General features: G+C 45.5%; 11 protein-coding genes and 2 tRNA genes. 3 read left to right on the top strand and 10 right to left on the bottom strand.

All coding sequences use genetic code 11. The features are described from left to right. Positions 1 to 5: 5 nt before the first annotated feature. Positions 6 to 1,295, top strand: a complete 1,290-nt coding sequence (locus HFELIS_RS07670) for a hypothetical protein (RefSeq protein WP_013469983.1) — start codon at positions 6 to 8, stop codon at positions 1,293 to 1,295. On the opposite strand, the gene gltX is transcribed toward HFELIS_RS07670, so the two are convergent. After that, the gene (gene gltX / locus HFELIS_RS07675) at positions 1,292 to 2,671 is read right to left on the bottom strand and encodes a glutamate--tRNA ligase (protein ID WP_041302905.1); all 1,380 of its coding nucleotides are present in this window, start codon (positions 2,669 to 2,671) and stop codon (positions 1,292 to 1,294) included. The genes HFELIS_RS07670 and gltX overlap by 4 nt on opposite strands. A gap of 61 nt (positions 2,672 to 2,732) precedes the next feature. Here gltX and HFELIS_RS07680 point away from each other — a divergent pair, with 61 nt between their 5' ends. After that, positions 2,733 to 3,536 carry a 3'-5' exonuclease gene (locus HFELIS_RS07680; protein WP_013469985.1) on the top strand — a complete coding sequence of 268 codons (804 nt, stop codon included), beginning with the start codon at positions 2,733 to 2,735 and terminating at the stop codon, positions 3,534 to 3,536. On the opposite strand, the gene HFELIS_RS08570 is transcribed toward HFELIS_RS07680, so the two are convergent. Genes HFELIS_RS08570 through guaA form a run of 3 tightly spaced genes read right to left on the bottom strand, consistent with a single transcriptional unit; the run spans position 3,533 to position 6,427 of the window. Next, positions 3,533 to 4,288: a tetratricopeptide repeat protein gene (locus HFELIS_RS08570; protein ID WP_013469986.1), complete on the bottom strand. Its 756-nt coding sequence runs from the start codon at positions 4,286 to 4,288 to the stop codon at positions 3,533 to 3,535. The two genes, HFELIS_RS07680 and HFELIS_RS08570, sit on opposite strands and share 4 nt — an antisense overlap. Continuing rightward, positions 4,278 to 4,892, bottom strand: a complete 615-nt coding sequence (thiE, locus tag HFELIS_RS07690; RefSeq protein WP_013469987.1) for a thiamine phosphate synthase — start codon at positions 4,890 to 4,892, stop codon at positions 4,278 to 4,280. The genes HFELIS_RS08570 and thiE overlap by 11 nt, the downstream gene beginning before the upstream one ends. After that, positions 4,883 to 6,427: a glutamine-hydrolyzing GMP synthase gene (guaA, locus tag HFELIS_RS07695; RefSeq protein WP_013469988.1), complete on the bottom strand. Its 1,545-nt coding sequence runs from the start codon at positions 6,425 to 6,427 to the stop codon at positions 4,883 to 4,885. Before guaA ends, thiE begins: the two co-directional genes overlap by 10 nt. A gap of 104 nt (positions 6,428 to 6,531) precedes the next feature. Between guaA and ccoG the strand changes: the two genes are divergently transcribed. Then, complete coding sequence (ccoG, locus tag HFELIS_RS07700) at positions 6,532 to 7,929, top strand: cytochrome c oxidase accessory protein CcoG (protein WP_013469989.1); 1,398 nt, start codon at positions 6,532 to 6,534, stop codon at positions 7,927 to 7,929. Positions 7,930 to 8,025: 96 nt separating this feature from the next. On the opposite strand, the gene HFELIS_RS07705 is transcribed toward ccoG, so the two are convergent. From HFELIS_RS07705 to HFELIS_RS07730, 6 genes are all read right to left on the bottom strand, one after another. After that, positions 8,026 to 8,102: transfer RNA gene (locus HFELIS_RS07705), tRNA-Met, on the bottom strand. A gap of 3 nt (positions 8,103 to 8,105) precedes the next feature. Beyond that, positions 8,106 to 8,180: transfer RNA gene (locus HFELIS_RS07710), tRNA-Gln, on the bottom strand. 16 nt (positions 8,181 to 8,196) lie between these two features. Then, positions 8,197 to 9,318, bottom strand: a complete 1,122-nt coding sequence (gene hypD, locus HFELIS_RS07715) for a hydrogenase formation protein HypD (RefSeq protein ID WP_013469990.1) — start codon at positions 9,316 to 9,318, stop codon at positions 8,197 to 8,199. After that, on the bottom strand, positions 9,311 to 9,544 hold the full coding sequence (locus tag HFELIS_RS07720; protein WP_013469991.1) for a HypC/HybG/HupF family hydrogenase formation chaperone: 234 nt from the start codon (positions 9,542 to 9,544) through the stop codon (positions 9,311 to 9,313). Before HFELIS_RS07720 ends, hypD begins: the two co-directional genes overlap by 8 nt. After that, the gene (gene hypB / locus HFELIS_RS07725) at positions 9,544 to 10,278 is read right to left on the bottom strand and encodes a hydrogenase nickel incorporation protein HypB (RefSeq protein ID WP_013469992.1); all 735 of its coding nucleotides are present in this window, start codon (positions 10,276 to 10,278) and stop codon (positions 9,544 to 9,546) included. The genes HFELIS_RS07720 and hypB overlap by 1 nt, the downstream gene beginning before the upstream one ends. A gap of 576 nt (positions 10,279 to 10,854) precedes the next feature. After that, a complete protein-coding gene (locus tag HFELIS_RS07730; protein ID WP_013469993.1) occupies positions 10,855 to 14,637 on the bottom strand; it encodes an Eco57I restriction-modification methylase domain-containing protein in 3,783 nt (1,260 codons plus the stop codon). Positions 14,638 to 14,654 lie beyond the last annotated feature (17 nt).

A 14,654-nucleotide genomic window follows, 5' to 3' on the forward strand; every position in this document is an offset into this window, starting at 1 on the left:
GGACGATGTTTAAATCATTTATATCAAAGGTGCTGGTGCCCTGCGGGCTGTTGGTTACAGGGGCGCAGGCGGCAAGTTTTGCTTATGACCTTAAGTTTGTGAGCTTTACTTACAATCTAGCGGGCAAAGAAAACCCTTATTGGAATAGCTTAGTGAATATGAAAAATAGAATCATGCCCGAGATTGGGATTCAATTTGACAAAAACCAATCCTTGATGTTTGGGGCGTGGTTTATCCAAAACCTGCACACGCACTATAGCTATTTCCCCTATTCTTGGGGGGTTACAATGTATTATAGCGCGGTGGGCAAGAACTTTAGGGCGTATGTGGGGATCATTCCTAGAACTTATTCCATCTCTTCTTATCCACTTGCGGCCTTTAAAAAACTCTTTTGGTTTAAAGACCCTACCGCTAGAGGGGCGATGTTGCAGTTCAAGCCTGCTTACGATCCTAACCGCGCGTGGAATGGTTGGGGAGAGTTTATTATCGATTGGTATGGGGGGCGCAACTGGAACAACGGGCCAGCTAAAGATAATTACAATTTTAACCAAATGCTCTATTTTGGATCGACTGAATGGTCTTTTTTAAAAGACTATTTGGGTTTTGGGGCTAAAATTGTCGCCTTCCATAATCTGAGTTCTTATAGCATGGGGGATAAATATCCCTTTAATGGAAAATCCTATCTCAATCAGGGCGATGAAACCCCCCTTTGGCCCAATGGCTATCCTTATTTTAGTGGTTCGAAACAGGGGGGTGTGCCTGGGGAATATTCCAACCCTACCGTGCTCGATCGCATTTACTACCACGCCTATATCAAAACCAATCTCAAGCGCCTCATGCCCTATATGGATAAAATTTATTTCCAATTTGGTACGATGTCTGAGCAAGAACATTATTGTGTGCGCTCAGGAGATAAATGTGGGCCAAGCCAGTGGTATAACAGCTTTGGCGGGCAGTTTGATTTTGATATGCAGTATAAGGGTTTTGGATTCTATAACAAATATTACTTTTCAGACAAGCCTCAGATGAAATTTTACGCCACTTATGGGCAATCGCTTTATACGGGTTTGCCTTGGTACCACGCGCCCAACTTTGAGCGTATCGCGCTTTACTATGTCTATAAAAATAAATTCATGAGTTTGCGCGCAGACGCGTTTTTTAACTTTTTGGGTGGGGGCAATGGACATAGTTTGCATGGAACAGGAGGCAAGTGGTACACCACTTTCCAGCAATTTGTAACCCTTTCCATCGACACAAGAGAGCTAGTAGATTTTGTGCGCAGCCGCCACCACTAGGCGCGTTCTAAGAAAATGCGCAGGCGTTCTAAGACTTGATCGCCTAGCACGAATAAAGCTTGTTTGAGATCGATTCCCCCCTTTTTTCCCAAAAGAGCCACGCGTAAGGCGGGCATGAACGCCCCGGGCTTGAGCGTGTGCGTTTCTAAAAAGTCATGTAAAAGAGTTTGGATACTCTCTAAGTTATCTAAAGATGCCTCTTTTAAATCGTGCATAAAGGCTTCTAGCAAGGCTTTAGCCTCAGGATTTTTAATAGCTTCGTAGGCAGTGGGGGAGTCTAGCACCTCATGCATCCCCAAACTCAAACTTTTAAGGGTAGCGCACCGCTCTTTAAGTGCGCTCAATAAAATATCCTTTTGGGCAGGTTGCAAACTAGCAAAGCTAAAGGGCAGATCAAAGTCTTGTAAAAGAGTTTCTAGCTGGGCGTTAGAGGTGGCTTTGAGATAGTGGGCATTGAGCCAGTCTAATTTATGGGGGCTAAAGCAACTGGGTGCGCTGTTAAGTTCTTTGGGGCTAAAGTGTTGCAACAATTCTTTTAGGCTAAAGATTTCTTGATCGCCATAACTCCAACCCAAACGCACCAAGAAATTTAGCAAAGCCTCTTTAAGATAGCCCAAAGCCTTATAATCCATCACCCCCATCGCCCCATCGCGCTTACTCAATTTGCGCCCCTGTTCGTTTAAAATCATAGGCACATGGTAAAAGTTAGGCAATTTAAAACCTAGGGCTTGGTAGATAAGGATTTGTTTAGGGGTGTTGCTGAGGTGATCGTCTCCGCGAATAATATCGGTAATTCCCATCAGCGCGTCATCGATGGTTACTACAAAATTATAAGTGGGCGTGCCATCCGCACGCGCAATGATAAAGTCGTCTAACTCTTTGGCCTGCACCACTACTACGCCCTTTACTCCGTCTTCAAAAGCAATTTCCCCCTCTAAAGGGGCTTTCAGACGCACTACAGGGGTAATTCCTTGTGGGGGCGTGCCTTTAAAATCTCTGTAACGGCGATCGTAGCGGGGGGTTTGCCCCTGCGCCCTTTGACTCTCCCTTAAAGCCTCTAACTCCTCCTTGCTCATATAGCAGTAATACGCTTTGCCCGCTTCTAAGAGTTGTTGGATATAGCTTTGGTAGAGTTCTAAGCGTTGGGATTGGTAGAGAATTTCCCCATCAAAGTCTAAGCCCACCCACTCAAAGGCTTGCAAAATCGCCTCTGTGGCTTCTTGATTATTGCGCGCTAGATCCGTGTCCTCAATGCGTAAATAAAACTTTCCCCCCGCTCCCCTAGCATACAGATAATTAAAAAGAGCCGTCCTCAAGCCTCCGATGTGCAAATGCCCGGTAGGGGAGGGGGCAAAACGCGTTACAACCATGCATATCCTTTAAGCCTAAAAGTCCTAAAATGCGCATTCTAATACAAGCTAACTTAAAAGGGTGTGCATGCTTTGCGTCTTGGATATTGAAACCGTGCCAGATATTGATCTAATTAGGCAGGACTTAGACCCTGAAAGCACTTTAGAACCCTTAGAGCTTTGCGCTAAAGCCTTTGAGTGGCAAAAAGTTAAGAGCGGATATGAGTTTTTGCCCCTCTATTGGCACAAGGTGGTTTCCATTGCTGCTGTGTTAGCCGACACACATGGGCATTTTATTAAGGTGGGCAATTTTGGCAGACAAGAGGGACAAAAGAGAGATGAAAAACACTTAGTGGCAGATTTTCTCAGCTTTTTTAACCATCAAAAACCCATGCTCATTAGTTTCAATGGGCGTAATTTTGACCTGCCCACTCTCATGCTCAAAGCCCTCGCCTATAACTTAGACGCGCGCGCCTTTTACGATCAAAGCAATAAATGGGAAAATTACCGCTACCGCTACAGCGAAGCCTTCCATACCGATCTGCTCGATAGTCTCTCACAATTTGGCGCACAAAGGCTTAAACTCGATGGGGTGTGTTCTATGGTAGGTTTGCCGGGTAAATTTGGCTTGAGCGGGGAGTGCGTGCATGAAATTTATTATAGTCAAGAGAGCGATCGCTTGGAGCGCATCGATCTGTATTGTCAAGGCGATGTGCTCAACACCTATTGGCTCTATCTTAAATACATTCTTTCTAAGGGCGCGCTGGCTAAAGAACATTACCTAAATATTCTAGTGGATTTTAAAAACAAACTCCCCCAAGACAAGCCCTATAGCGAGGTTTTCACCCAAGCTCTAGAGCGCGAGATTCAAAGCGAAATGCAAGAGGATTAAGGCTTAACAATATGCCATTCTACTTTGAGCAGATCGCAAGACCCTTTAAAGCCTAGATCGCAACCCTTTAGAAAGTATTTTTTAGCTTTTTTGCGGTTTCTGCGCACACTCTGAACATCCCAATAAAGCACCCCTAAGCTATGACAAGAATAAGGATCGCCTAGTTTTGCGCCCCGTTGGTAATATTTGATCGCTTGGTCTATGTCCTTGTGCACACCTAACAAACCCTGCTCATAAATCCAGCCCAAAGTGCGGTAAGCCTGCACATCTCCCATTTGACCCGCTTTTTTGTAGTCCATAATAGCTTGCTTGGGATCGCTCTTCTCTTCTAATAACCCACGAGCCAAATAGGCGCGTGCGATCCCCATTTGTGTCATCTTGTTTAAATAAGCCATAATTTTAGGGCGATCGTTGGCATAACCGGCCTGAAGCAAGCCTTCTAAATAGGTATTTGTTTGACTTTCAGGGGGGCGTGCCACCAGTGCGCAAGCCTGTTTAGAACCTAACTTACACGCCTTTTTAAAAGAAACAACGGCTTTTGTAATGTCTTTGGGTGCGCCCTCCCAGTAAAAAAAGCCCAAATTTTCATACGCACGCGCACTGCCCAACTCTCCAGCTCTTTGGTAGTCTGCAATAGCTTGTTGGAAGTCTTGGGCATAACGCGCTTTGTTGCCACTCTTTAAATACGCTTCTCTAGCGCACCCTCCCAATAACAATGCCCCCAAAATCCCTAGAAAAATTTTAATGCGCATGCCAATTTTCTAGTAATTTTTGCGCATTAGTGCGCACATCACCCTGCCAAAGCGCGCTGATGAGTGCGATCATATCTGCGTGTTTAAGTTGAGCGACATTTTGGACGCTGATCCCCCCGATGGCACACACCGGGATTGTTAAGCACGCCTTAGCACGCTCTAAGACTTCTAAATCTATACAAGGTGCGCTAGGCTTGCTAGGCGATCTAAAACACGCCCCAAAAGCGACATAATCCGCTCCCTGCGCTTGGGCTTGTTTGGCTTTTTCTAAGTCTCCATAGCAAGAGACCCCGATCACTCCACCAAAGAGCGCGCGCGCCTCGCTTAAGGGTATGTCTGCCTCGCCTAAGTGCAACCCCCACGCGTTACACTCTAGGGCTAGAGAAAGACGATCATTGATCACAAAACCCACACCCTTTTTGGTACATAAATCGTTTAATTCTTTAGCCAAACCTAAAAGTTCGCTATCGCTACTCTGCTTATCGCGCAGTTGCAAAAAACTCACCCCCCCCTCAATGGCGCGCTCGGCTAGATTGAGTAGGCGATCATAGGGGGTGAGTTGGGGATCACTGATCGCATACAAGCCTTTAAGTTCTATTCCCATTCAATGGTCCCCGGAGGCTTAGAAGTAATGTCATAGACCACGCGGTTAATCCCGGGCACTTGATTAATGATAGCATTAGCCACGCGCTCTAAAAATGCAAAGGGCAAGGGTGCACAATGCGCGCTCATCCCATCGCTAGCCTGCACCGCCCTAAGTGCGATGGTGTTATCATAGGTGCGCTTATCTCCCATCACCCCCACTGAAAACACATTGAGCAACACGCAAAAGGCTTGCCATACCTCATTATACAGTCCCTCGTTGTGCAAGGCTTGCATAAAAATAGAGTCGGCTTGACGCAAGAGCTCTAAGCTAGGTGTGTTGACCTCGCCTAAAATGCGGATTGCAAGACCTGGACCGGGGAAGGGGTGGCGGGCTAACATTTTTTCGGGCAGTCCTAAGCGCGCCCCTAGCGCGCGCACCTCATCTTTAAAGAGTTCTCTTAAGGGTTCTAAGAGTTTCAAATTCATTTTCTCAGGCAACCCGCCCACATTGTGGTGGGATTTGATCACTGCTGAAGGACCCTTAGCACTCACCGATTCGATGACATCCGGGTAAAGCGTGCCTTGAGCCAGCCATTTGATGCTCCCCTGCTTAGAGAGTTCTTGCGCCTTTTGTTCAAAGACCTCAATAAAAGCATGCCCGATGATTTGGCGTTTTTGTTCAGGCTCCACCACCCCTTTAAGACGGCTTAAAAACAAATCTTGCGCGTCTAGCACATGCAAGGGAATTTGCAAATCTGCAAACATGCGTGCCACTTGATCGCGCTCCCCAGCCCTTAACAAGCCGTGATCCACAAACACCACCTCCACCTGCTCTTTTAGCGCGCGCGCACACAGAGCCGCGACCACGCTTGAGTCCACCCCTCCACTCACCGCACACAACACCCGATCACTCCCCACTTGATCTTTTATGCTTTGGATTTGCTGGGTTAGAAAATCTTGCATATTCCATCCGCCTTTGCAAGCGCAAATCTGTAGGGCAAAATTAGCAAGCATGCGCCCCCCCTGCGCGCTATGCGCGGATTCGGGGTGGAATTGCAAGCCATAGAGGGGCTTATGTTTATGGGCGATCGCACAAAAGGGAGCATGCGCGCTTTGGGCTAAGACTTCAAAATCTAGGGGCATCACCTCCACGCGATCCCCATGACTCATCCACACCACGCTAGAGGGATCAATACCTTCTAGCAGGGGGTTAGTTTGCAAATTCTCTAAGTGTGCGCGCCCAAACTCTTGAGAGGACGCACGCGCCACGCGCCCCCCTAAAGTGTGCACCAACCACTGCATGCCATAGCAAATCCCCAAAATAGGAATATTGAGATTAAGAATCTTAGGATCGCAGTGGTAGGCTTGCGAGTCATACACACTAGCTGGTCCCCCGCTTAAAATGATCCCCTTGGGGGCTTTAGCGCGAATCTGCTCTAGGGGAAGATTATAGGGGTAAATCTCTGTATAGACCCCGCATTCGCGCAAACGCCGCGCGATGAGTTGGGTCGTCTGACTCCCAAAATCCAAGACTAAAATCTCTAAATCTGCCATTTCTTACCTTTTTCATTTAATGATAGATTATAGCGCGTTTGCGCGTTTAAACCCTCTTAAAGTAACTTTGCTAACATGGAGTTACTTACTTTCAAGGAATTTATATGGCAAGCATGCCTAGCCTCTCCCAAAAAAAACCTTTCTACAATTCTCTACGCTTTAAGCGTTACTTAACTTATGTGTGCATAAGTCTCTTTTCTGCCCTCATTCCCTTTATCCATATAGGCGATGGGCAGATTTTTTTAATCTCTTTTGAGCACCGCCAAATCCACCTTTTGGGCAAAATTTACAGCGCGCAGGAGATGTATTTATTGCCTTTCTTGGTGATTTTCTTATTTATTTTTATCTTTTTTATGACCTCGATGCTGGGGCGGGTGTGGTGTGGTTGGGGTTGCCCACAGACCATCTTTAGGGTGATTTTGCGCGATCTGATCGAAACCAAGCTTTTAGGCCTGCATGCCAAAATTTCTAACAAACAACGCCTCATAGCTCCCACAATGGCTAATAAGCTCAAAAAGATTTTAGCCTTGATTCTCTTTGCTCCCGTGCCCATCGCTTCGATGGCGGTGTTGCTCTTTTATTTTGTCCCTCCTTTGGAGTTTATAGATCATCTGCGCCACCCTGAAGATCATGGACTTTTATTAGGGATTTGGGCGGTTTTGAGCGCGGTGGTGTTTTTAGACATCACTTGGGTGCAAGAACGCTTTTGTATTTATCTCTGTCCTTACGCGCGAGTGCAAAGCGTGCTTTTTGATGATCACACCCTCAACCCTATCTATGACACGCGCAGAGGGGGGGCAATTTATGATAATAACGATGTCAAAATCCCCACCTTGCCCCAAAAACGCGACCCCAAAAACGAGTGTGTGAGTTGTAACCACTGCGTGCATGTCTGCCCTACACATATTGACATCCGTAAGGGCATGCAACTTGAGTGTATCAACTGCTTGGAGTGTGTGGATGCTTGCACCGCCACAATGGGCAAACTGGGTAAAAAAAGCTTGATCAATTGGTCTTCTAGTCAAGCCTTGGCTACACGCAGTCCGGTCAAATTTTGGCGGGCTAAGACCTTAGCGTATGTGGGGGTGTTGGCGATTGTAGTGGGTGCGCTAGTGGTAGGCACACTCAAAAAAGCCTCCATGATCCTAGACATCACACATGGAGGGCGCTTGTATGCCATGCATGAAAAATTTGTAGACAATAGCTATCTTTTCTTGTTTCAAAACACGAGCAACAAACCCCACGCCTATACTTTCAATATCGACGATCCCAATATCAGCATTTTGCGGCCCACGGGTACGCTCACTATCGAACCTCAAGGCAAGTTAAAAGTTGTCGTAATCTTACGCATGCCTGTACAAAAGGCCAAGCAGGCCTATCTAGCCCATGAGGTAACTCAAGCTAAAAAGGGTATCTTACCCATCACGATCAAGGCCTATAGCGTGGACGATCCTAGTATCGTTTTAGAACAAAAAACAATCTTCATCGTGCCTCATTTTTGAGACTATGGGAGGGGGTTTCAAATCAAAAAACAATCTTACACACAAAACAGACTAAATTCTAAAAAAGAAAAACATAGAAAGAAAAGAGTGGAAAGATGGTTGCGGGAGATGGATTTGAACCACCGACCTTTGGGTTATGAGCCCAACGAGCTACCGGACTGCTCTATCCCGCGTCATGGCTGGAGTACAAGGATTCGAACCTCGGAATGGCAGGACCAAAACCTGCTGCCTTACCACTTGGCGATACTCCAAAGTAAAGTGCGCATTTTAGCCTATTTTTTTAGAAAAGTCAAGCCCATATCTATGATAGGCGGCACAAGCCCCCTCAGAGCTGACCATACACGCCCCCACAGGGTGGCTAGGCGTGCAGGTTTTGTTGAATAAAGAACAATCTAGGGGTTTGGCTTGCCCTTTTAAAATCTGTCCACAAAGGCAGTTTTTAGGCTCAAGCGCGCTTTTCTTTGGCAAGACCTCTTGAAACACCACCTCTGCATCAAATTCTGCAAACTCCGCGCGCATTTGCATTGCCGAAAAGGGGATCTCCCCTAGCCCGCGCCACTCAAAACTTTGACGCACCTGCATGGTTTGCTCTATCAAACTTTGGGCTTTTAAATTGCCCTCAAAGCTCACCACACGGCGGTATTGAATTTCTAAGCGGGTTTCTTGTTGGCGTGCTTGGCGCACAAGACACAACACTCCCTCGAGCACATCCACCGGCTCAAAGCCAGCCACCACGATGGGCATTTGAAAACGCTCCAAGAGAGGTTGATAAATCTTAGCCCCTGTGATCACACTCACATGCGAGGGGGCGATCAGGGCGTGAATTTTAGAGTTTTGAAGCACGGCTTGCACACTGGGGGGCACAAGCACATGGTTATTGTGCACGAAGAGATTTTTTAGCCCCTCTGCTTGAGCCTGCAATAATAAGCTAGCTGTCATAGGCGTAGTGGTTTCAAAGCCGATTGCTACAAACACGACATTTTTTAGCGGATTTGTCCTAGCGATCTCTAGGGCTTGCAGGGGGGAGTAAGCAAAGCGCACATCAGCTCCTAGCGCGCGCGCTTTTTGCAGACTTAAGACACTCCCGGGAATGCGCATCATATCCGCTAGAGTGATTAGAATCGTCTCTGGCATTTGAGCTAGAGCAATAGCTTCATCAATGCGCAGTTTGGGCATCACGCACACCGGACACCCCGGACCATGCACAAACTCTAAGGGGGTGTTTTGCAGTAAATCTAGTAGGCCATAGCGCATTAAAGAATGGGTGTGTCCCCCACACACTTCCATAATTTTAAAAGGAGCTTGTAATTTAGAACTCTCTTGTTGGATTTGGCGCGCGAGGGCTAAAATAGCCTCTTTGTTTCTAAAAGCGTGGATAAAATCAGTCATCTGTCTCCATTTTGGCGATCATCTGCTCATACAGAGCTAGAGACTCTAAAGCTTGTTGCGTGTCGATCTTGCCCACCACAAAGCCAATATGTAAAAGCACAAAATCCCCCACTTCTATAGATTCGTCCATTAAATCTAAACTTGCTTCTCTTTGCACACCCATAGTCTCTAGGGTCGCTACATTGCCCTTCAGGGCGATCACTTTAGAGGGAATGGCCAGACACATTAGAAGATATGATCGGACTGGTAATTTTGCGCGCGTCTTGAAACAAGGAAGTCTTTAAAGGCTTCTAGGCTAGTGCGATCTTTGGAGCTCAAAGTAAAAATAGGCGTGCCGGGTTTGAGTTTGTCCATATCTTCCTGGACTTGAGAGAGTCTAAAGTTAAAAACCTCCATCAAATCAGCTTTACTCACCACCACCGCATCGGCGCATAAAAACATGCTAGGGTATTTCAAAGCCTTGTCATCGCCCTCAGGGGTGGAGAGCAAGACAATATTCATCGCCGCGCCCAAGTTATAACTAGAGGGGCAAACCAAATTCCCCACATTTTCAATAATGAGATAATCACTTTGAGCGATCGCGCCCTTTTGTTTGAGAATGTCATACGCCCCCTCCAACATAGCTGCTTCTAAGTGGCAGGCTTCCCCTGTAGTGATCTGCTGGGCGACGACATTCTTTTTTAAAAGCCGATCAGCATCCCGATTAGTCTGTAAATCCCCCTCGATCACGCAGAATTTAAAATCCTCAAAGCTGGCGAGATTTTCTAAAAGCGTGGTTTTACCACTTCCGGGCGAACTCATAAAATTGAGCACATACAGCCCATCTTGTTTGTAACGATCTTTCATCTCAAGAGCTTTTAGATCGTTCTTACTTAAAATTCTCTCCACAACTTGGACATCTTTTTTACTCAAATTGGGGTTATTGTTGAGGTTTTGGCTTCTTTGAGTTGTTTCTACCATCATATCTCCTTTTTTAACCCGCCATACTAGCATAAAAGGTTTAATACAACTTGCCAAACTTTAGTTATAATTTTTTCTTATGGCGCACATGGTGGTCTGCTTTGGGTCATTTGGAGAAACAGCTTAAAGGGTAACTTTTAGGCTTGTGGGTTGGGGGTTGCAGAGGGTGGCACTCCGGAAAGGAGATCACCATGCGCTTAATGCTAATCTTAGTGGTGTTAGTGGTTCTGACTCAACCACTTTACTAAAACAAGGCGGGGCTTAAAGCCCCGGCACCACTAGGATTATTGTGCCATAAGTTTTTAAATTTTGCGCTTTAATTTTCTCTTTGGTTTTAATACTTCTAACGATACGATGGTGATCGCCTTTTTTCGCCTATTTGGAGAACAAGATTTAAAGCTTGGGGTTGGGGGGATAGCGGGTGATCCTCCAGAAAGGAGGCTACCATGCGTTTAATGCTAATCTTAGCGGTGTTAGTGGTTCTAGCCCAACCACTTCACTAAGCAGTGAATGCCCGGGGGCAACGCCCTTTGGGCACCGCTAGGATTATTGTGCCATAAGTTTTTAAATTTTCTACTACTCTTCCCACAAACTCTTCACCAACTCCACAAACCCCGGTTGTTTTTTGGCAAGGACTTTAAAGGAGTCTAGTAGATGTAAGAATTGATCGTAGCTCAAGGCGTAAATATCACGCGCGATGAGAATGTCCATCCTTGCGCGCTTGGTGTCTAGAAGTTTAGCGGTTTTGGGGATGTCTAGGGGGGTTTTAAAGAGGTCGGCTAGCTCTTTAAAGTGCCCTGCTTTGTCGTAATAAAGCTGGCATTCTAGGGCGCACTTAGCAATAGAAAAATAAATGGGGTTGTCTGTGATCTCTTGGGTGTTTGGCTGGGGGAGGGGGAGTTGATAGACATAAACTTTACTGACACTAATTTGTATAAGAGAGCGCAAATAAAAATCCACCACCAAAGAATTAAACAGCCCTAAAGCAAAAAGAGTTTGCAAGGGGGACACTTCTACTATGCCCTTTGGAGTGTAAGTATAGGGCACATTTAAAAAAATTTTATGCCCTGCGCTACAATTTTTAGGAATCAAACTCACAATAAAACTTCGCTCATCAGTATCGCGTGCCACCTCTCTATACCCCAACCTCAAATATTGATACTCATAGGCAATCTTGCCCGTGTATTCTCCCTTTTTAGCGCGATGACACTCTTTGCTTTTTGTGCGCTCTTGGAGTGCTTTTAGCTCCACGCCATAGCGCGGGGGTGCAAACTGCGCATTAAATTGGTGGATGTGCTTGCCCTCTAGCAGAGGCAAAAGCGTGGCTTTTGCTTGGGTTTTGGCAGAGAGTTCTTGGGTTTTAGTGCGCGCTCTCTTGGGGTGGGGCGTAGTGGGCGTGCTCAGGGGCATAAAAAGGTCTTTATCGGTGGTCATGCTGAGTTCTTGTCTAAAATTGAGCCACCCCTCACTCAGTCGTGCAAACTTTAAAGCGCAGTGCTCTAAAATCTCTAAGTCTAGGGCGTTGCGCACTTCCTTTAGCGCGCATTTGGGGGTTTTTAGCAAAGTTTTAGAGGAGATCAAAAGAGGTTTTTGCTTGGTGATGTCGCTGATATTTTCTAAGTAAAAGAGCGTTTTAATGCGTTTTTGGTGCTTCTTAGCACTAATGCCTAGCAAAGCGAATTTATAACGGCTATCCACATCGGGGAAAATGCCTTGGCGGTTTTCAAAGCTGTAAAAAAACTCTAGGGCATGTGTTTTTAAAATATGTTCTCTTAAGTGCAAACTCCCCTCTTCTAGCATCAGCGCGCTAGGAATAACTAAAGCTAGCTTGGCTTTAGGGGCTAGCAGGCTCAAATTGCGTTCAATAAAAAATCTAAAGAGATTGCCATCCCCTGCCCCACGACTCAAAGGGTAATGGGCTTTGTAATAGGTGTTGGTAGTTTGTATGTGGGCTTGCTGTGTTTCAAACTCTTTTTTAATGTAGTCTTTGGCTAAAGCTTCTGCTTTAAAATCTTGCTTTTCTTGAAGGCTAAAGGTGCGGTAATCGCTCCTAAAAGAGCTAAAAAACTCGCTTTCATCAAATTTGCTCTTCTCCCAAGGGGGGTTGCCCACAATGGCATCAAAGCCACTATGTTGCAGAGCAAATAAACCCCCTGCAGAATGGGCAATTTCAGGGAATTCTATTTCGTAGTTGAAGAATTTGAACTCTTTAGCGTGGGCTTGTATGCACTCTTTGACCTCTGCATACTCTGGGGCGTGCAGTTGCTCTAGCCCCACGCCCTCTAAGCCCTGCGCCTTTTCCCTCCAAAACTCTTTGAGGGCAGGGTCTGCCTTGTGGGCGATAAACTCTTGGGTGTTGTAGAAGTTTAAATAGAGGTTGAGATGATCTAGGTGGGGCTTGATTTGAGCATAGAGGGCTTTGGAGTGGGCGATCTCTTCTTTGGTGCTGTCTTTGGTGTTGGCTAGCTGGCTAAAGAGGGTTTTAAGAGTTTCAAATTCTTTAAAGAAGTTAGGGTTAAACAAAGTGCCATTTTTTCCCAAAAAGGCTTCAAATTCTCTAAGGGAACAGCCTATAAGGGCGTTCCCGCACTTGATATGGTGTTCTAAAAAGCTTAGAGGCGTGCCAAAGATAAAGCTATCAATCCATAGCGAGAGTTTGGCTAACTCGATGCTAAAAGGGTTGATGTCAATCCCAAAGATGAGCTTTTTAAGCAGGAGGCGTTTGAGCACATCGGCTTCATCTACTTGGTAACCTGTGATATAGCTTTGGGCTTGTTGTTCAATGAGGGCTTTTTCTTGCTCAAAGGGGGCTTGCAAGGCGGGATAGTTGTGTGCTAAGGCTTTTTGGCTGACTTGGTGCAACGCCTCAATGAGAAATGCTCCTGAACCGCAAGCGTTATCTAAAATCCTAAAGCTTAGGACATTGTCATTATCAAGGTGGGCTAGGGCGTGCTCCACTAAAGTTTTTGTGATCTGCTCATTGGTGTAAAAACTTCCGCTAGACTTCCTAGAATTAGAAGTATTTTTAAGATAAAGCTGACCTTTAGTGTAGGCTTTAAGGCTTTGGATTTTCTCTTTATTTTTGTGCTTTTGTTTGTAATCGTAGGCATCATAATAACCCTCTCCTTTTGGCGTGGTGCAGTAGTGTAGTTCTTCATCAGCCAAAGCAAAGAAGTAGGACATCAGCCCCTCATAAATGCTCCCCAAATGCACTAAGTTTAAAGTGGCGTAACCGCGCTTGCACTCTTTGAAATAAAAAAGATGGGTTAAAATCCGCTTTAAGAGTTTGTCGCTAATGATCTTGCCCTTTTTAAAAAGGGCGCTCTTACTGGGCTCAAAGAGTCCGCCATTAAAAAGAGGCATATCGCAATTTTCATTGCCCTCATTATAGATAGCAAAGAGTTGTTCTAAGCGGGCGATGCCATAGTAAGTATTGGGGTTGTCCTCTAACCATTCTAGGATGTTATGGATACTTAGATGCTTGCCAAACCCACTATGTTTTTTGAGCAGGTCCTCAAACTTGTCTTCAAAGTAGGCGATAAAGAGTAATCTAAAGAGAAAATAGAGGGTGTTTTGATAAATCTGATCTAGGGGAGTTTCAGGGTGGCGCGCATAAAGGGCTGCGCCGATGTCCTCAAACAAAGAGAAGTCATAGCCATCTGTGCCATAGATCAGGCTTTGTAAATCTGTTTCAATCGCGTTTTTGTGTTGCTCATTGGCGTGCAGGGTGTGGGTGATTTTGCAATCTATAAAGTTAGAAGCATTAAAAAGGTGGTAAAAGTAGAGAAAATGCTCTAAATCTTGGGTTTGCAAAATAAATTCTAAATTGACTTCAAAAAAGACTTTATTGTAAGTGGGCTTACTCGCGTCATAAAAACGCCACACTCTCCCATTAGTCAAAAAGCCATAATTGTGGCGCAGTGCATTGAGATAGCCTAAAAGTTGGTAATGGGGGTTGTGGGTGATTTTTTTGTTATCCACTTCTAGGCTGTAAGCCTTGCTCTCACACACCACGCTAAAAAAGGCGTTACTGGCGTAGCGTTCTGCTTTATCTAGGGCTTGGTATTTTTGTTTTAACTCTGGACTAGCGAAGAGCAAAAAATCAGGTTTTTCTAATTTGCCCTGAAGAATCTTTTCTTCTTGGCGCAGGTATTCCCAGCCCAAAATCTCTAAAACTTTGGCAATGAAATCATCTTCAAACTGGTGTTCATTGCTCTCTTTAAAAGTGTGCAGATTGAGCGCATTTATTTGCTCTAAAGCGTACCGAGCTTGCTCTTTGCTCTGCTCAAAGTGATAAAGTTTAGGCAACTCTTGTTCTAAGGTGTAGGGGGTGAAAAGGGTGTTGTGGAAATAAAACATGGGAAACTCCAAAGAGG

Source organism: Helicobacter felis ATCC 49179 (genome assembly GCF_000200595.1).
In the GTDB taxonomy this organism is placed as follows: domain Bacteria; phylum Campylobacterota; class Campylobacteria; order Campylobacterales; family Helicobacteraceae; genus Helicobacter; species Helicobacter felis.